This window comes from Rhizobium herbae (genome assembly GCF_017873135.1).
Classification (GTDB): Bacteria; Pseudomonadota; Alphaproteobacteria; order Rhizobiales; family Rhizobiaceae; genus Pararhizobium; species Pararhizobium herbae.
In genome coordinates this window covers 387,571-404,973 of the sequence record NZ_JAGGJV010000006.1, presented here as the reverse complement: position 1 = coordinate 404,973, position 17,403 = coordinate 387,571, and the positions used below count along the sequence as shown (strand labels likewise).

Annotated in this window: 16 protein-coding genes; 4 read left to right on the top strand and 12 right to left on the bottom strand. The window is 62.1% G+C overall.

From position 1 onward, the window contains the following. Positions 1 to 220 precede the first annotated feature (220 nt). Complete coding sequence (locus J2Z75_RS18450) at positions 221 to 883, top strand: TetR/AcrR family transcriptional regulator (protein ID WP_209854213.1); 663 nt, start codon at positions 221 to 223, stop codon at positions 881 to 883. A gap of 289 nt (positions 884 to 1,172) precedes the next feature. On the opposite strand, the gene J2Z75_RS18445 is transcribed toward J2Z75_RS18450, so the two are convergent. From J2Z75_RS18445 to J2Z75_RS18425, 5 genes are all read right to left on the bottom strand, one after another. Further along, positions 1,173 to 1,910: a ThuA domain-containing protein gene (locus J2Z75_RS18445; protein WP_209854212.1), complete on the bottom strand. Its 738-nt coding sequence runs from the start codon at positions 1,908 to 1,910 to the stop codon at positions 1,173 to 1,175. Between the two features lie 16 nt (positions 1,911 to 1,926). Beyond that, positions 1,927 to 3,012: an ABC transporter ATP-binding protein gene (locus J2Z75_RS18440; RefSeq protein WP_209854211.1), complete on the bottom strand. Its 1,086-nt coding sequence runs from the start codon at positions 3,010 to 3,012 to the stop codon at positions 1,927 to 1,929. A gap of 27 nt (positions 3,013 to 3,039) precedes the next feature. Next, on the bottom strand, positions 3,040 to 3,954 hold the full coding sequence (locus J2Z75_RS18435; protein ID WP_209854210.1) for a carbohydrate ABC transporter permease: 915 nt from the start codon (positions 3,952 to 3,954) through the stop codon (positions 3,040 to 3,042). Beyond that, a complete protein-coding gene (locus tag J2Z75_RS18430; RefSeq protein ID WP_209854209.1) occupies positions 3,955 to 4,842 on the bottom strand; it encodes a carbohydrate ABC transporter permease in 888 nt (295 codons plus the stop codon). A gap of 102 nt (positions 4,843 to 4,944) precedes the next feature. Then, complete coding sequence (locus J2Z75_RS18425) at positions 4,945 to 6,237, bottom strand: ABC transporter substrate-binding protein (protein ID WP_209854208.1); 1,293 nt, start codon at positions 6,235 to 6,237, stop codon at positions 4,945 to 4,947. Positions 6,238 to 6,437: 200 nt separating this feature from the next. On the opposite strand from J2Z75_RS18425, the gene J2Z75_RS18420 reads away from it, so the two are divergent. Genes J2Z75_RS18420 through J2Z75_RS18410 form a run of 3 tightly spaced genes read left to right on the top strand, consistent with a single transcriptional unit; the run spans position 6,438 to position 10,733 of the window. Continuing rightward, positions 6,438 to 7,445: a Gfo/Idh/MocA family protein gene (locus J2Z75_RS18420; protein WP_209854207.1), complete on the top strand. Its 1,008-nt coding sequence runs from the start codon at positions 6,438 to 6,440 to the stop codon at positions 7,443 to 7,445. A gap of 11 nt (positions 7,446 to 7,456) precedes the next feature. Continuing rightward, positions 7,457 to 8,455, top strand: a complete 999-nt coding sequence (locus J2Z75_RS18415; protein ID WP_209854206.1) for a LacI family DNA-binding transcriptional regulator — start codon at positions 7,457 to 7,459, stop codon at positions 8,453 to 8,455. 34 nt (positions 8,456 to 8,489) lie between these two features. Next, positions 8,490 to 10,733 (top strand): glycoside hydrolase family 2 protein, encoded by a 2,244-nt coding sequence (locus tag J2Z75_RS18410; protein WP_209854205.1) that lies wholly within the window; start codon positions 8,490 to 8,492, stop codon positions 10,731 to 10,733. A 40-nt stretch (positions 10,734 to 10,773) separates the two neighbouring features. Here the strand turns inward: J2Z75_RS18410 and J2Z75_RS18405 are convergent, their stop codons facing one another. From J2Z75_RS18405 to J2Z75_RS18375, 7 genes are all read right to left on the bottom strand, one after another. Beyond that, the gene (locus J2Z75_RS18405; protein ID WP_209854204.1) at positions 10,774 to 11,583 is read right to left on the bottom strand and encodes a phosphate/phosphite/phosphonate ABC transporter substrate-binding protein; all 810 of its coding nucleotides are present in this window, start codon (positions 11,581 to 11,583) and stop codon (positions 10,774 to 10,776) included. A 120-nt stretch (positions 11,584 to 11,703) separates the two neighbouring features. Then, positions 11,704 to 12,624 (bottom strand): fatty acid desaturase, encoded by a 921-nt coding sequence (locus J2Z75_RS18400; RefSeq protein WP_209854203.1) that lies wholly within the window; start codon positions 12,622 to 12,624, stop codon positions 11,704 to 11,706. A 157-nt stretch (positions 12,625 to 12,781) separates the two neighbouring features. Beyond that, positions 12,782 to 13,297 (bottom strand): RES family NAD+ phosphorylase, encoded by a 516-nt coding sequence (locus J2Z75_RS18395; RefSeq protein ID WP_209854202.1) that lies wholly within the window; start codon positions 13,295 to 13,297, stop codon positions 12,782 to 12,784. After that, positions 13,290 to 13,661 carry an antitoxin Xre/MbcA/ParS toxin-binding domain-containing protein gene (locus J2Z75_RS18390; RefSeq protein ID WP_209854201.1) on the bottom strand — a complete coding sequence of 124 codons (372 nt, stop codon included), beginning with the start codon at positions 13,659 to 13,661 and terminating at the stop codon, positions 13,290 to 13,292. Before J2Z75_RS18390 ends, J2Z75_RS18395 begins: the two co-directional genes overlap by 8 nt. Before the next feature lie 78 nt (positions 13,662 to 13,739). Further along, on the bottom strand, positions 13,740 to 14,531 hold the full coding sequence (locus tag J2Z75_RS18385) for a crotonase/enoyl-CoA hydratase family protein (protein ID WP_209854200.1): 792 nt from the start codon (positions 14,529 to 14,531) through the stop codon (positions 13,740 to 13,742). Continuing rightward, positions 14,528 to 15,409 carry a hydroxymethylglutaryl-CoA lyase gene (locus J2Z75_RS18380; RefSeq protein WP_209854199.1) on the bottom strand — a complete coding sequence of 294 codons (882 nt, stop codon included), beginning with the start codon at positions 15,407 to 15,409 and terminating at the stop codon, positions 14,528 to 14,530. Before J2Z75_RS18380 ends, J2Z75_RS18385 begins: the two co-directional genes overlap by 4 nt. Beyond that, entirely contained in the window at positions 15,409 to 17,394 is a 1,986-nt protein-coding gene (locus J2Z75_RS18375) for an acetyl/propionyl/methylcrotonyl-CoA carboxylase subunit alpha (RefSeq protein ID WP_209854198.1), read from the bottom strand. The genes J2Z75_RS18380 and J2Z75_RS18375 overlap by 1 nt, the downstream gene beginning before the upstream one ends. Positions 17,395 to 17,403: the final 9 nt, after the last annotated feature.

The window sequence follows — 17,403 nt, the reverse complement described above, 5'->3', positions numbered from 1 at the left end:
CAGCAGCGCAAAACCGGATCCGGTTGGCGCTGCATTGCTCTCACGAGGGTTCAATGTGATCGTTGCCAAACGGTCGCGCGGCGCTTGGGAGGAACTCGCAACCACTTGGCAGCCTGTGTCAATAAAATTGGACACAGGTGTAAAATTAGACACCATTGTCTAAAACGTCAATAGGCATTATCTTCTGTGCATGAAAAGTCCCAACGATACCGTTCCCAAGATGTCCGTACACAGCCAGCGCGGCCAATGCGCCAAGCGTCTCTCTATTCTGGAAGCCGCAGCCGAAGTCTTCTGCCGCCAGGGTTTTGCCGGTGCGAGCATCGACGAAATCGCTTCGGAAGCCTGCGTTTCGCGCCAGACGGTCTACAACCACTACCGCGAGAAGGACAATCTCTTCATGGCGGTGGTCGAGGATGTCATGGATCGCGCCAATGCGATGCTGTTTTCGACCCTGTCGAGCTTTCCGGAGAACCCGGAAAGCCTCGAAGACGATCTTGCCGCCTTCGCCGTGCGCCTCAGCCACAATTGCATCTGCAACCAGGATGGCAAATTCCTGCGCAAGCTGGTTCTATCCGAAGGCGAGCGCTACCCGCATCTGTTCGAATCCTGGCGCCAGCATGGGCCTGGCAAGATCGGCACGGCACTGGCAGCCCTTCTCTCCCGGCTTTCCCGCAAGGGCCTGTTGCAGATCGACGACTTCGATGTCGCCGCAAGACAGTTCCTGGCCCTGGTCAATGCGGACCTGCAGATGAGCACGCTGTTTGGCGTAACGCCAACGCAAGCAGAACTGGAAAGTGCTGCGCGCAATGCGGTGCGCACGTTCATGCGGGCCTACGCCCCACCGCCAGCGCAGACCAACGCGCCTGCGCTCAGGACTGCGTAAATCCCGGCCTCAATTGGCGCCGGTGATCATCGAAACGATCTCGTTGGATCGCATCGATCTTGCGCGCCCATATCCGGCTTTCTGGGAAACCGACAAATTCGCCTCGTTACCGAGCGCACCCCGCAACAGCGCAATCGCGCCACCTTCCTGAAATAATCTTTTATATTCAATGACTTGAACACGCTGACGCCCGCCACAAGGGCGAGCGCGACGGGCGAGTAACAGACTTGACAGCTCATGATTGGGGACCGGCCGGAAACCGAACCTCAGCACTGGCGGAGAACCGAGTTCAATCCGGACGCTTATGAATCGGCTCGGCACGGTGCCAGTTTTCCAGAATGCGGCCGTCCGTATGCGCCTGCTTCACCCAACGGATGCCGTTGGAAATCACCCGGTGCACGTTTTTGTCGTGATAGATGGGGAACGTCTCGTGGCCGGGGCTGAAGTAGAAGATGCGGCCCCTGCCGCGCTGGAAGGTGCAGCCGCTGCGGAACACTTCGCCGCCGGAATACCAGGACAGGAAGATCAGTTCGTCCGGCTGCGGAATATCGAAGGGCTCGCCGTACATTTCGGACGCATTGATCTCGAAGAACGGCGGCAGGCCCTCGGCGATCGGGTGCGACGGATTGATCACCCAGACGCGCTCAAGATCGCCCTCCGGCTTTTCCCGCCAGGAGAGATTGGCGTTGGTACCCATCAGCCGGCGAAACAGTTTCGAGTGGTGACCGGAATGCAGCACGACCAGCCCCATGCCCTTCAGCACGCGCTGCTGGATGCGGTCGATCAGCCCGTCGCTGACCTCCTCATGCGCCATGTGTCCCCACCAGAGCAGCACATCCGTGTCGTTGAGTACGCTGTCCGGCAGGCCCTCATCGGGATCATCGAGCGTGCCACGGCGGATGTCGAAATCCGGATGGGCGATGCCGGCGGCGATCGCGCCGTCGATCCGGTCGGGATAGATGTCCTGGACGGCTTTGTGAACCTGCTCGTGGCGGCCCTCGTTCCAGATGGTAACCTTGGTCTTCATGATGTCCTCGATGGTTTCAGAGTGTCTGCGGCCGGCGGATGACCAGGCCGTTGGAATCGAACAGGTGGCAGGCGGAAAGATCGACCGTCAGCGAAACACGGTCGCCGGGCCGGATGGAAAGGTCGCCTTCGGCGCGCACCACGATCGGATCCTTCGGCGAACCGACCGCCAGGTATGTTTCCACACCCAATCGCTCGACGATGACGACCTCGGCCGAGAAATCGCCTTGGCCGCCCAGCGAAACCTTCAGGTGTTCCGGCCGGATGCCGAGCTTCGCCTCGCCTACAGCGACATTGGCGCCGCCGTCCGCAAGCGAGATCGCAAGACCATCGGCATTCTCAAGCCGCAGCTTTCCCGCATCCGGCCGCGACAGCGTTACCGGCAGAATGTTCATCTTCGGCGAGCCGATGAAGGTGGCGACGAACTCGTTGTCGGGCGAATGATAGAGGTCCATCGGATGGCCGGCCTGCGCGACGGTGCCCTTGTTGAGCACGACGATCCGGTCCGCCATGGTCATCGCCTCCACCTGGTCGTGGGTGACGTAGACGACGGTCGCCTTCAGTTCCCGGTGCAGCCGTTGCAGTTCGGCGCGCATCTGCACGCGCAGGGCCGAATCGAGATTGGACAGCGGCTCGTCGAACAGGATCAACGACGGCTTCTTGATGATCGCCCGGCCGATCGCCACGCGCTGCCGCTGCCCGCCGGAAAGGGCGGCCGGGCGGCGGTCGAGATAATCGGTCAGCTGCAGGATTTCCGCGACGTCGCCGACCTGCCGCTTGATCTCGGCGACCGGCACCTTCTTAAGGCTCAGCGAAAAGCCGATATTCTCGGCCACCGTCATATGCGGATAGAGCGCATAGGACTGGAACACCATGGCGATGCCGCGCTTGTCCGGCGGCACGTCGTTGATGCGCTTACCGTTAAGGATCAGGTCGCCCTCATCGATGCCCTCGAGCCCGGCGATCATCCGAAGCAGCGTCGATTTCCCGCAACCGCTCGGGCCGACGAAGACGGCGAATTCTCCATCCTCGACGGTGATATCGACGCCCTTGATGACTTCCAGCGCGCCATAGAATTTTCGGACGTTCCTGAGATTGATCATGTCAAATGCTCTTGTCGTTTGGCCGCGTCATCCCTTGACGCCGCCTGAGAATGTCTGGACGAGGAACCGCCGCGCGAAACCGAAGGCGATGACGGCCGGCATCAGGTAGATGAAGGCAAGGGCCGCGAGGAACCCGTAGTCGATGGTGTTGACGCGCAGGAAGGCGCGGAACAGGCCGAGCGGCAGGGTCTGCAATTCCGGCGACGACAACAGGATCAGCGGCAAGAGGAAATCGCCCCAGGCCGAAATGAAGGCAAACAGCCCGGCCGCCGCCAGCCCCGGCAGAGCCAGCGGAATCAGCACCCGGCGGATCCGCTGCAGCATCGTCGCGCCATCCATCACCGCCGCCTCCTCATAGTCGCGCGGCAGGCCGTCGAAGAAGGTCTTCATGATCCACAGCGCCAGCGGCAGCTGCATCGTCGCCAGCACAAGGATCAGGCCGAGATAACCGTCGATGAAGCCGATCCAGCGCATGATGGCGCGCGCCGTGTCGCCACCAACAAAGATCCGGACCAGATTGCCCTCGATATTGTTGAGCGTCAGCAGGATCTTGTAGAGCGGAACGACCAGCGCCGTCGGCGGCAGCACCCGGATCAAAAGGATGGCGTAGAGAAACGGCTGCTTCCACCAGGCCCGCGTGCGCGACAGCGCATAACCGCCAAGCCCGGCCAGAACCATGACCAAAAGCGTCGCGCTGCCGACAACGAACAGCGAGTTGAACACCCAGCGCGCGCCGTCCTCCTCGGCAAACACGCGCACATAATTGTTGAGCGTCCATTCGCGCGGCCAGCTGAGGAATAGCTGCGCATTGCCGTCGAGCGAGGCAAGCAGCACCCAGAAGAACGGCACGGCGCAGAAGGCCGAGATCAGCGACAGGGTCGCATAGGCCAGAAGGTCCGGCCGGCGCGATTTCCCGGGTTTGTCGAGAGCGAAATCCGTCATTCAGAGCTGCACTTTCATGGCGCGCACATAGGCGATGCCCAGCACCAGCGAGATGGCCAGCGCCACCACCGCGACGGCAGCGCCATAGCCCAGCTGGAAGGCGGTAAAGGATTGATTGTAGATATAGATGCTGATGACCTCCGTCGCTCCGCCCGGCCCGCCGCGCGTCAGCGCATAGACGAGGCCGAAGACGGCAATGGTCGAGACGGCCGAGATCAGCATGTAGAGCAGGATCGTCGGCATCATCAGCGGCAGCGTGATCCGCCGGAAGATCTGCGAGGGGTTGGCGCCGTCCATGCGGGCTGCCTCGTAGACCTCGGACGGAATTGTACTGAGGCCCGCCGTCAGCAGGATCATCGCGGTGGCAATGCCGCGCCAGGTGTTGACGACGATGATCATCGTCAGCGGAAAGGTCTGCAGCCAGTCGGTCGGCGTCATGCCGAAGAACATCACGATGCGGGACAGCGTCGCATTCTCGCCGCCGGCTAGCATCGAGATCCACATGAAGCCGGCGACCACTTCGGGTGCAGCGTTCGGCAACAGGATGATCGAGCTGAACAGCTGTTTGAAGGCGAGATTCCGGCGCAGCAGGATGGCCGAGATCAGGCCAAGCACGAATTGCCCGATGATCGCCGACCCGACGACGAAGAAGAAAGTAACAAGCAGCGAGTTCCAGAACTTCGCGTCATGCAGCAGCCGGGAATAGTTGCGCAGGCCGACGAACCGGGGATTGAGTGCCGCCGCACCCGTCAGCGCCTCGTTGGTGAAGCTCAGATAGACGGAATAGACGGCGGGATAGATGACAAAGGCCAAAAGCAGCAGCAGGGATGGCGAAAGGATCAGCAGGAGCTGCCGCGCAACGCGCTTTTCGTATGTGCTTCGAACCATGGGACCCTGCGGCATGAAAGAAAAAGCGGGGGAGACGCGGCCAATGCCATTTGTTAAGGTGGCGGGTCGCGTCTCCCTTTGGATGATCAACGGTCAGGAGGATTATTTGACCGCTTCTTCGCCCAGGATTTCGCGTGCATAGTCGACGAGGATCGCTTGCGCGCCGGCCGCATCGGTTTCCTTGCGCAGCAGCGCTTCGGTAGCGCGGGCGACACCTTCGGCGACGGTGGCAAAACCGGCAGCCTGTTTCAGGTAGACGCCGTTTTCAGCCGCCGCATGGATCGGCAGCAGTTCGGTCAGCTTCTGGAACTCCGGATCCTGCGCCGCTGCCTTGCTGGCCGGGATATTGCCGATCTGCGCAGCGTAGGACACCTGTGTCTCGACCGAGCCGATTTCCATCAGCACCTTCTTGGCCAGTTCCAGGTTTTCAGCCTTGGAGTTGACGCCCCACGGAGCAGCCAGGTTGGCGAGCACATATTGTCCGCCGGTCTGACCCGGAATGGTCCAGGTTCCGACAGCCTTTTCGACATCCGGGATCGGGTTCTTGCTCTCGCGGCCCCAGTCGAAAATGTAGCACCATGAACCGCAAGTCGTTGCTGCCAGCCTGCCTTCCGGGAACATCTGGTATTTCGGAATGACCCAGGGCTCAGGCCCGAGCAGCGGCTGCGTCGGCATCAGGTCCTTGTCGATCAGTTCCTTGTAGACGCCGAACACGTCCTTGACGCCCTCGCCCGTCAGGTCGAGCTTGCCATCTTCGGTTGCCAGCTGCGGCGTCTTGGAGCCGACCAGCAAGTGCTGGAAGCCTTCGTCGAACGCGCCGGTACCCCAGCTGACGCCGGCCGGAAACAGCAGACCATAGGCGCCGGTCTTTTCCTTGATTTCGGCGGCCCGTGCCAGCAGATCGGCCCAGTCCTTCGGCTGCTCGGTCGAAATGCCGGCCTTGTCGAGAACGTCGCGGCGGAAATAGATTTCCTGGATGCCGAGCATGAACGGCATGACATAGGTCTCGCCGTCCGGGCTGACCGCCAGCTGCTTGGCGACGTCATAAAAGTTTGCGTAGCCATCCCAGGCCTTGAACTCGGCGGTAATCGGCGCGAGATAACCGGCTGCCACCATATCGGCAACGTAGGCCGTGGTCGGCGCGGAGAATATGTCGGGCGCGTTGCCGGCGCCGAGCTCGGTCAGGAGCTTGGTCATGTAGTCCTTGTCGGGCGAGGGATATTCCACGACCTCGACGGTGATGCCGTATTTCTTCTCGATTCTTGCGACGGTCGACTTCATGGCGTTGATGCCAGCCTGACCGTGGTTTGCAATGCGGATCGTCTCTGCCTGCGCCAGCGTCGCGAATGCGCCGAGCGTGATGGCACACAGGCCCACCAATACCGTTCTGTTCACGGATTATCCTCCCATTTCTCCTCACGGTGCCCTCCAGCGCCGCATGAAAAAATGTACACGTATTCTGAAATGAGGCAATAGTGATTTTCATAAGTCACTCCATGAGAAATTAAAGATATGAAATTCAACACTTATTTTCATATTGATTTGAATTTCACAGTTGTGTAATCGTGTACACAAAATCAGCGGGAGGATTTTTCATGTCATCGAAACTGCGCCTGGGCGTCATCGGCGCCGGGCTGAAAGCAGCCGAATATGCGCAGAGCTGGGCGGCCATGCCGGAGATCACCTTCGTCGCGCTCGCCGATGTCACCGAGGCCTCGCGCCAGCGGCTCGTCGATATCGTGACCGCGACGGGTGCGCCTGCCCCGCGATGCTTCACGGATTATCGCGAGATGCTGTCGGCCTGCCGCGACGAGATGGATGCGATCTACATCTCCACCCCGCACGCCTTCCACGCGGAGCAGGCAACCGCCGTCGCCGAAGCCGGGCTCGATATCTTCCTCGAAAAGCCGATGGTGACGACCGTCGCGGAAGCCGAAACGCTGATTGCCGCGCAGAAGAAATCCGGCGTCCTGATCGTCACCGCCTTCCAGGGCGGCCTCTCGCCGCTGGTGCTGGATACCTGCAAGCGCGCAGAAGCGGGCGAGTTCGGCGAACTGATCGCCATTGCCGGAACCATCTGGGAAAGCTGGGCGAGCAATTATGCCGGCCACTGGAAACAGCAGCCGGCAATTTCCGGCGGCGGCTTCATGTTCGATACCGGCGCCCACATGATGAACACCGTCTGCATGCTGGCCAATTCCGACTTCGACCGCGTCTCCGCCTACATGAACAATCGCGGCACGGCCGTCGATATCGTCACCGCCGTCTCCGCCCGGCTGAAGAACGGCGCACTGGCGACACTGACCGCCGCCGGCGAAGGACCTCCCGGTTGTGCGTCACATCTCACCTTTTTCTATTCGAAGGCGATCGTGCGTATCGACGCCTGGGGCGGCTGGCGCGAGATCAGCCTTGAAGGCAAACCCGGAACCCGCGAAGAGGCGGAAATCCTCGGCAATCCGATGAAAAACTTCCTCGCCATCCGCGCTGGCCTGTTGGAAAACTCAGGCTCGGTTGAAATGGGCTTGCGCTTCGCCAGGCTGTGGGATGCAATCAAGCAATCGGCAGCATCCGACGGCCAGTCCGTCTTCATCGATGCTGCCTGAAACCGGGTGGAATGGCAGGCATGAGCAGGAAGCGGATCACGTCGAAGGAACTGGCAAAGCTGGCCGGCGTGTCGTCCGCCACGATTTCCCGCGCCTTTTCACCCGATAGCCGCATCGGTGGCGCCACCCGCGACCGCATCCTCGCGGTTGCCCGCGAACATGGCTACCAGCCGAACGCCATTGCCCGCTCGCTCAACAACCAGCGCTCCCGCCTCGTCGCCCTCGTCGTCAACGCCATCGGCAACCCTTGCGAGGCGGAAGAGCAGCAGCTGCTCGTCCATCGCCTGCAGGCCAAGCAGCTGCTGCCGATCATTCTCTGCTGCGCCGACCATACCGACCGTTTGCAGCTGATGCGGCTGGCTTCCACCTATCAGGTGGATCATGTCGTCGTGTTTTCCGACATGGTGTCGATGCAGGACGCCGTCGAAATCTTCCACACGACACGCCCGATCATCGTTTCCTTCGAGCCGCTGGAAAATGACAGCGTCTCGCATATTCGCATAGACGGATCGGCGGCAGCCGGCGAGATCATCGACAAGATAGTCAAGGACGGCAAAAAGCGCTTCGCCTATCTCTCCGGCACGTCGTCCAGCTGGATCGACAAGCTGCGCCGCAAATGGTTCGCCGATGCGCTGGCCAGGCACGGCATGGCTTTCGAGGCGGATGCCTATGGCGACTATTCCTATGATTCCGGCTTCAAGGAAGCGGTTTTGCTGCTGCACCGCTCCAAGGCCGATGCGCTCATCTGCGGCAACGACGTCATGGCGATCGGCGCCCGCGATGCCGCCCGTCGCGTACTCAACCGCAATACGCCGGATGATCTCGCCATCGTCGGGCAGGACGGCATCGCCATGGCTGCCTGGGACTGTCATGATCTCACGACGCTCAGCCTCGATCATGCCGCCTTCATGGATGCCGTGGTAGACCTGATCGACCGTCACGACGCGGATCTTGAAGGTCCGCACAGCATCACCCTCACCTGCAAGGCCCGCTGGGGCACCACGGCCTGAAACCTCCAAACAGACCCGAACACAGGAAACCGCAATGCGTATCCTTGCCAATTTCAATGAGAACTGGACCTTCCACGAAGGCTTTTCACCCGACCTCGCAAAAACCTACCGTGAGGGACAGGCTATCAGCCTGCCGCACAACGCCGTCGAGCTGCCGTTCAACTATTTCGACGAGACCAGCTATCAACACGCCTTCACCTACCAGAAGATCCTCGCCTGGCAGCCGGATTTCGCCAATCGCGAGGTCTCGCTCGTCTTCGATGCGGCGATGGCCGATTCCGTTGTCTATCTGAACGGCGAGAAGATCATCGCCCACAAGGACGGCTACACGCCTTTCGAAGCGCGGCTGACGGGTCTCCTGAAACAGGGCGACAACCTGATTGCCGTCAAGATCGACGGCAGCGAGAACCCGTCAATCCCGCCCTTCGGCGGCCGTATCGACTACCTCACCTATGCCGGCATCTACCGCGATGTCTGGCTGAAGGTCACTGCCCCGGTTTCCATTGCCAATATCAAGATCGAGACGGCCAATGTGCTGGCGGATGCCAAATCCGTTTCGGTTCGCTGTGATCTGAACAACCCGCAAGGCCTTGCCTTCACCGGCACGGTCGATATCGAGTTGAAGAACGCTGCGGGCGAAACTCTCGCCAGTGTCTCTGCCGGAACGGATGGCAACAGCGTTACACTGACCATCGGCGACCTCCCCGGCCTCGACCTGTGGACCCTCGACAACCCCGTTCTCTACAAGATCGCGGTCACCCTGACCTCGGCCCACGGAACGGACATCACTTCCTCCCATTTCGGCTTCCGCACCGCCGAGTTCACACCGGAAGGCTTCCGCCTCAACGGCAAGCCGTTGAAAATCCGCGGCCTCAATCGCCACCAGTCCTTCCCCTATGTCGGCTACGCCATGGGCCGCGCCGCGCAGGAAGGCGACGCGGATATCCTGAAGAACATGCTGAAGTGCAATCTGGTGCGCACCTCGCATTACCCGCAGTCGACATGGTTCCTCGATCAATGCGACCGCATCGGCTTGTTGGTGTTCGAGGAAATTCCCGGCTGGCAGCATATCGGCGACGCGGAATGGAAGCAGGAATCGATCCGCAACGTCCGCCGGATGATCGAGCGCGACTGGAACCATCCGTCGATCGTCATCTGGGGCGTGCGCATCAACGAATCCCTCGACGACCATACTTTCTACACCGAAACCAACCGCCTCGCCCGCGAACTCGACCCGACGCGCCAGACCGGCGGCGTGCGCTACATCACCGACAGCGAACTGCTCGAAGACGTCTACACCATGAACGACTTCATCCTCGGCAACGAGGAACTGCCCGGTGCCAACCGGCCGCGCACGGCGCTGCGCAGCCAGCAGGAATGCACCGGCCTGTCGCGCAACGTGCCCTATCTGATTACCGAGTTCGGCGGGCACATGTACCCGACGAAGATCCACGATGCGGAGCAGCGCCAGGCCGAGCATGTCCGCCGCCATCTGGAGGTGCTCAACGCCGCCCATGCCGATCCGTCGATTTCCGGCGCCATCGGCTGGTGCATGTTCGACTACAACACCCACCAGGATTTCGGCTCCGGCGACCGCATCTGCTATCACGGCGTGCTCGACATGTTCCGAGAGCCGAAATTCGCAGCCTATGTCTATGCCAGCCAGTGCGATCCCGCCGACGAGGTGATCCTGAAGCCAGTCACCTACTGGGCGCGCGGCGAGCGCAGCATCGGCGGCGTGCTGCCCTTGATCATCCTCACCAATTGCGACGAGGTCGAACTGCGCTACGGGTCGCTGACCAAGCGGATCGGCCCGGATCGGGAGAATTTCCCGCATCTGCCGCACCCACCCGTCGTTATCGACCACCGGCATTTCAGCAATGACGAACTCGGCGTCTGGGGCCTGAAATGGGAGGACGGCTTCTTCACCGGCTATCTCGGCGGCAAGCCCGTGTCCGAACTTCACATGGTCGCCAATCCGCTACCGACGACGCTCGACATCCGCCCCGACCGGCAGGTGCTGAAGGCAAAGGGACGCGACAGCACCCGCGTGATCGTCCGCGCACTGGACCAGGTCGGCGCCCGCCTGCCCTTCCTGAATGATGTCGTGACGATCACGGTCGATGGCCCGGCCCGCGTCATCGGACCGGAGACGATCGCCTTCCAGGGTGGAACGACCGGCTTCTGGCTGGAGACGACGGGAACGCCCGGAGCGATCACGCTCACCGCCTCATCGTCCCGCTTCGAAACCGTAACGCTGGAACTGCAAGCCGCCTGATTGAGCCGACCATCCGTCGCCCGGCATCAGGCGACGGATATCAGGCGATGGCGGGATAACCCAGCCGCTGTGCCTGCCGCTCAAGTTCGGCTAGCGGTTCGTAATCGGCATCGGAAAGAACCGCGAAATCCTTCAACGACAGCACATTGCGAGCAGTCTCCAGCAAAGGCTCCGTGATCGCCTGCCGCAGGACTTGCCGCAGCAGCACGATTTCCTCGTCGGAAGCGTCGGCGCGTGTGATGAACGGCAACCCCGGCCCCCTGACCGTTTCGGCAAGGATGCGAACACCAGCAAGGCTCCCCGGATCGAACCGCAGCACGTTGCCATAGGTGACGCAGTCGATCGCCGCCACGTCCGCCTTGCCGGCTGTGATCGCCGCAATGCTGTTGCGATGCCCGCCGGTTGCGATCACCGAGGAAAAGAACCGGCCGTTGCGGGAAAGCGGCGCAATGGCGGCGCGCAACAGGTTGACGCCGGAATTGCTGTCCGGCTCGTTGATTGCCGCCCGCAAGCCCCACAGGTCGTCAAGCGACCGGGCGTCCGATTCCTTGGCGACAACGATGAAACTGCACTTGAACGGCCCGTCACAGCCGGGATGCCCGTAGACCGGCGTCGCCACCAGCCGCACCTTGCCGCGCAGGTGTTTGACATAGGGAAAACCGCAGGTCTGGGCCAGCAACAGGTCGGGATGCGTCCAGGCCTCGTTGTAGCGCACGGATGTGTCCAGCTTGTCTGGAACGCCCTCAAGACCAACCTGCTTCAGGGCGTCACTGAGGAACCGCCATAAAACCGCCGTCGCCTCGGCGAGCGGTGGCGGGCTGGTGTACATGGCAAGGCTCGCAAGGCGCATTCAGGGACTTTCACAAATAGCAGGCCGCGATGGCGTGAATAACACAAATCGACCGGCTCGATATCGTCGCTCGCGCAGATTTCGCCACGCCTCCCTGGTCTCAAACATATCCCTGCGGGATCAGGAGTGTCCGGGATGTGTCGGGTTGTCGTGCGGTTTCAGGAAAAACCGTCGCGCGATATCCCAGTAGCTGTTGTAGACCAGCCCGCCGTTCGAGCCGATCAGGGTCTCGCGGTTCTGGCGATAGACGGTTGGCAGACGGTACCAGGAAATGCCCGGCCGCAGGTGATGCAGCACATGCAGGTTGTTGTACAGAAACAGCAATCCGAACAGATGGCTGTTCTCGACGATCGCGGTGCGCTCCTCGTGCCGCTCGGCATAACGATGCTCGGCATAGGACCTCAGCCGCGTCATCGCCGCCCCCAGATAGACGAAGCCGAGGAAATAGAGCCAGAACGGCATGCCGCAGACAACCACGACCCAGAGCAGCACGACGGCGACGCCCGCAAGATGGATCGCCCAGATTCTGGCCCGGCCGGGCTCTCCCGCCCGCACAAGCCGTAACTCCTGCGCCAGAAAGCTCAGGAGCATGACGGCCGGTCCGATGGTCAGCCGCCCGAGCAATGTCGTGTTCCAGCGGGCGAGCAATCGTCCCGTGCCACCAAGGCTCTCCCAGGCCGTTCTGGTGAAATAGGAGGATTCCGGATCTTCGATCGGGTCCGTCAGATGCTCGTCGCGATGATGCTCCAGATGGCTTTCCCGATAAATCTCGTAGGGCAGCCAGAGCGAAAGCGGTATCGACCCGATGGCATCGTTGATCCGCTGGTTGCCTGTCGGATGCCCATGAATGACTTCATGCTGCAATGACCCATGCCAGGCGATCAGCCAGCCGCCGGCAAGCGCAACGACGATCAGCGGCAGGGCATGCCACCAGAAGGTCAGCGCCAGAAAGCCGCCATGGATCGTTGCGGCCAGAATGACGGTCGGCCATTCCACGCGGCGCGCAGGGACCTTGATGACGTAGGACAGTCTATCGGACATGCGCTGCTATTCCCCCAGGAGTTGAGAGAAATTACATCCCGGCGGTCGAATTAGATAATTATGTTTATTTATTTTGTGGGCTAATCGAGGAAAAATCGTTCGATTTCAATAGCCGCGCGCGAAGCTTTTGGCGAGAGCACCAGCTAGCGAAGACCGATCAAATCCAGGATGCCGGCGTCTTCGGCAGGCGTCCATCCGGATCGATCACGTCGAGCCGTGGCGCATCCTTTGCATTCCACCGCCAGAGCGCCACACAGGTCCCGCCCGGCGACATGAAGGATGGATAGACCACGCCATCGAACCCCTTACCGATCAGCCGTTCGCGCAGTCGATGGGTTTCGGGCGCCTCGCCCCGGTCGAGATGCATTCGCCATTCGCAACGGTGTATCTCGGCGGAGATCCCGAGACTGGAAAGCATTGTGGCATCGGTCAGGTCGGCCAGCTCCGCGCTTTTCAGCTCCAGCTGCGTGATCAGCGCCGGGTGCTGGACGAAGCCCTGATTGTACTCCGCCCAGGCCGTCGAGAGTTCGCGCGCCGCATAGATCGTCGGCACGCCGACCGGGTTCCAGCGGCCGCCGAAACGCGCGGCGCCCTCGCCCGAAAGCGGCGCGAAGGCCCATCTCGGCACGAAAGCGCGCCAAAGCGTCAGCGTCTCCGGGCTTTTGTCAGGCATAGACGCCGGACCGCACCGCCTCGAGATAGGCCAGCACCTTGTCCGATTTGCCTTCGCTTACCAGATCATAAGCCGTCTTGCCCGCCCAGCCGGGGATCGGCTGATGCTTGAACCAGATGGTCGCGCGGTTTTCGTCACCGGCCATTTCGCTGGCCATGGCAAGGATGCGCACGACCTGGCTCAAGGCGCTGTCCACCTTGCGCGCGCTCGATTTCGCCGTCAGCGTATTGCGGGCGACACCGATCAGCCGGGCAAGCTCGGACATTGTAACGCCAAGCTGTGCCGAAACACGCGGTGCCGACAGGAATGGCGACTGACCATCCCCAAACCGGCTTGCTGTCGTATCGAAGCTCAACGCTGTCATGACACATTCCTAACACATCTTGATAAAGACAGCATCAAAATATGCTCAAACCATGCGCCTTTCAAGCGCAGGACGCGATTAAATCGGTTTGCGCCACCACGGCTCCCGCTTCTCCAGAAACGCAGAGATGCCCTCCCGCGCCTCCGCCGTCTCCCAGGTATCGGCCAGACGCTCGATCGTCGCCTCGATGACGGCATCGGTGATCGGCATGCCCAGAGACCGCGCCAACGCCTTCGAGCGTCCCACGGCGCCCGGAGCCACCTGCAGATAGGGCGCGATCTCCGCCTCCATCGCCTTGTCAAGCATCTCCATCGGCACGACGCGCGTCAACAACCCGGCCGCCTGTGCGGCCTGCGCATCGATGATCCTTCCGGACATGAACAGCGGCCGCGCCTGTCCCTCGCCGATCCGCGCCACCACGTAGGGGCTGATCGTTGCCGGGATCAGCCCGAGCCGCGTCTCCGTCAACCCCAATTTCGCGGTATCCGCGGCGAGCGCAACGTCGGCAATGGCGATGAGGCCGATACCGCCGCCGAAGGCATTGCCATGGACCCGGGCAATGACGGGTTTTTCCAGGTCGTTCAGGGCCTTGAACATCCTTGCCAGACGACGCGCCTCCGCCATCCGCGTCGCCCGGTCCGCTTCGACCTGCGCCTTCATCCAGCCGAGATCGCCGCCAGCGCAGAAGCTTTCGCCCTCTCCCACCAGTTCGACCGCGCGCACCACCGTATCGACGCCCAGTTCCATCGCCACGTCCGTCAGTTCGTCGATCATGATGCTCGACAGCGCATTGTGCTTTTCCGGTCGCGCGAGCGTTACACGCGCCACGCCCCGGTCATCGACGAAAAGACGGATGGTCTCGAATGTCATCTGGAACTCCTCAAGCTGCGCGCAAACACCGAAGCCCTCTCAAGCGCGTCTTCTGCAAGGCCCGTTTCAAAACCGCGCCCCTTCAAATATCGGTGGACCATCAGCGTATCGACATTGCCCTTTGCCCCCGGCGCATAGGGGCAACCGCCGAGCCCGCCGACCGACGCGTCAAAAACCCGGATGCCGCGTTCGAGCGCGACGCCGATATTGTCGAGCGCCCGGCCGGACGTATCGTGGAAATGCCCGGCCAGTTTGGCAGCGGGGATCGCCGCCAGCACAGCCTCCAGCATGCGATCCACAGCTTCCGGCGTTCCCCTGCCGATCGTATCGCCGAGGCTGATTTCGTAGCAGCCGAGATCCTTCAGACGCCCGGCGACGCTGGCAGCGCTTTCGGGCGCAACAGCCCCGTCATAGGGGCACTCCACCACGCAGCTCACATAGCCGCGCACCGGAACCCCCTCTTCTCGTGCTGCCGCCGCCACCGGGCGAAACCGCTCGATGCTCTCGGCGATGGAGCAATTGATATTGTGCTGCGAAAACCCTTCGGATGCGGATGCAAAGATCGCCACCTCGTCCGCTCCGGCCGCAAGTGCTGCCTCGAAGCCCTTCATGTTCGGCGTCAAAACCGCATAACGGACCCCCGGCCTGCGGGCGATCCCGGCCATGACCTCAGCGGCATCGCCAAGCTGCGGCACCCATTTGGGGCTGACGAAGCTGGTCACCTCGATCCGTTCGAAGCCGCAGGCCGACAGCATATCGACCAGGCGGACCTTGGCAGCCGTGTCGATCAGCACCTTCTCGTTCTGCAACCCGTCCCGCGGCGCCATCTCGACGATCGAGACGCGGTTCGAAGCCCCGGCGGCATACGGCTCCGCCATCAGGCCTCCTCCGGCTTCAGCACGAGCAACACCGTGCCCTCGGTCGTCTGGTCGCCCTCCGCAACATTCAGGCTCTCCACGATGCCATCCCGGCTTGCCGACAGCGTCAGCTCCATCTTCATCGCTTCCATGACAACAAGCGCATCGCCTTTTGAGACCGCATCGCCCTGCCGCACGCGCACCAGCTTGATGAGACCCGGCATCGGCGCGATGAGACGGTCGCTACCGGCCGCGCTCTCCGATGCTCCGTCGAGCGGATCGGGCAGGCGGAAATCATGAGATCGGCCGTCGAGAAGCAGCGTCAGCCCATGGGGGTGTTCCAGCACCTCGACCCGGCTCTGCCGGCCATCGACTTCGGCATGGCAGCCCGTTTCCGACCGGCTGCCAATGCGCACAGGAACGACGCGGTTGCCGATGTGGACGGCAAACAGATCCAGCCCGCGCGCCGCCACGCGCAGGATGTGGCGTTCGCCGGCATGGTCCAGCGTCGCCGTGCGGGTCGCCTGCCCCCAGAGCTGCCAATGGCCGAGCGACAGCCAGGGATCGCCGGCCGGCGGGGTTTTCAGGGCGCCCAGAGAGAAAACAGCAGCAAGCGCCACCACCGCGTCGGCGGGCGCCTCGTTTTTGGTCAACGCCTCGAGCTCACGGTCGATCAACCCGGTATCGGGATATCCGAAGGCAAAATCCGGTTGCTGGCTCAGCCGGGCGAGAAAATCCAGATTGTTGGCAACGCCGCCGATATGGCTGCTTTGCAGCGCCTCGGTCAGACTGGCGAGCGCTGCCGTTCTGGTCGGCCCATGAACGATCACCTTGGCGATCATCGGGTCGTAATACGGGCTGACGCGATCGCCTTGCCGCACACCCGCATCGACCCGGACCCCGCCGGCCGGGAAGGCAAGATAGGACAGCGTGCCGGTCGAGGGGAGGAACCCGCGCGCCGGGTCCTCGGCATAGACCCGCGCTTCGAAAGCCCATCCCTCGATGGCGATGTCGGATTGTTTTTTCGGCAGCGGCTCGCCGCTCGCCACCCGCAATTGCCATTCGACCAGATCGACCCCGGTGATCGCCTCCGTCACCGGATGCTCGACCTGAAGGCGCGTGTTCATTTCCATGAAAAAGAACTTGTCCGGCCAGAGACCATCGGAGACATCGGCGATGAACTCGACCGTGCCCGCGCCGCAATAGTCGATGGCCCGTGCCGCGCGGACCGCCGCATCGCCCATGGCCCGGCGCATTTCCGCCGTCATGCCGGGCGCCGGTGCTTCCTCGATCACCTTCTGGTGCCGCCGTTGCAGGGAGCAGTCCCGTTCGAACAGATGCACGACATTGCCATGCCGGTCGCCGAAGACCTGGATTTCGATATGGCGCGGCCGCAGCAGGTATTTCTCGATCAGCACGGCGCCGTCGCCGAAGGCAGCTTGCGCCTCCCGCCGTGCCGCTTCGAGCGCCGGACCAAAATCCTCCGCCCGGTCGACCCGTCGCATGCCCTTGCCGCCGCCGCCGGCCCGCGCCTTGATCAGCACCGGAAAGCCGATCCCCATGGCCTGCTCGCCGAGAAACGCGGCATCCTGGTTGTCGCCGTGATAGCCGGGAACCACCGGCACGTCCGATTGCTCCATCAGCGCCTTTGCCGCATCCTTCAGCCCCATGGCGCGAATGGCTGCCGGTGACGGGCCGATGAACACCAGTCCCGCAGCCTCGACGCTTTCGGCAAATTCCGCATTCTCCGAAAGAAACCCATATCCGGGATGGACGGCCTGCGCTCCGGATCGCTGCGCCGCCGCGATGATGCGCTCACCGGACAGATAACTGTCGCTTAGCGATGCGCCACCGATGCGAAAAGCCTCGTCCGCCAGTTCGACATGCAGGGCGCCGGCATCCGCATCGGAATAGACCGCGACGGTGCGCACGCCCAGGCGCCGCGCCGTGCGGATGATGCGGCAGGCGATTTCGCCGCGATTGGCAATGAGGATCTTCGAGAACATCGATGTCTT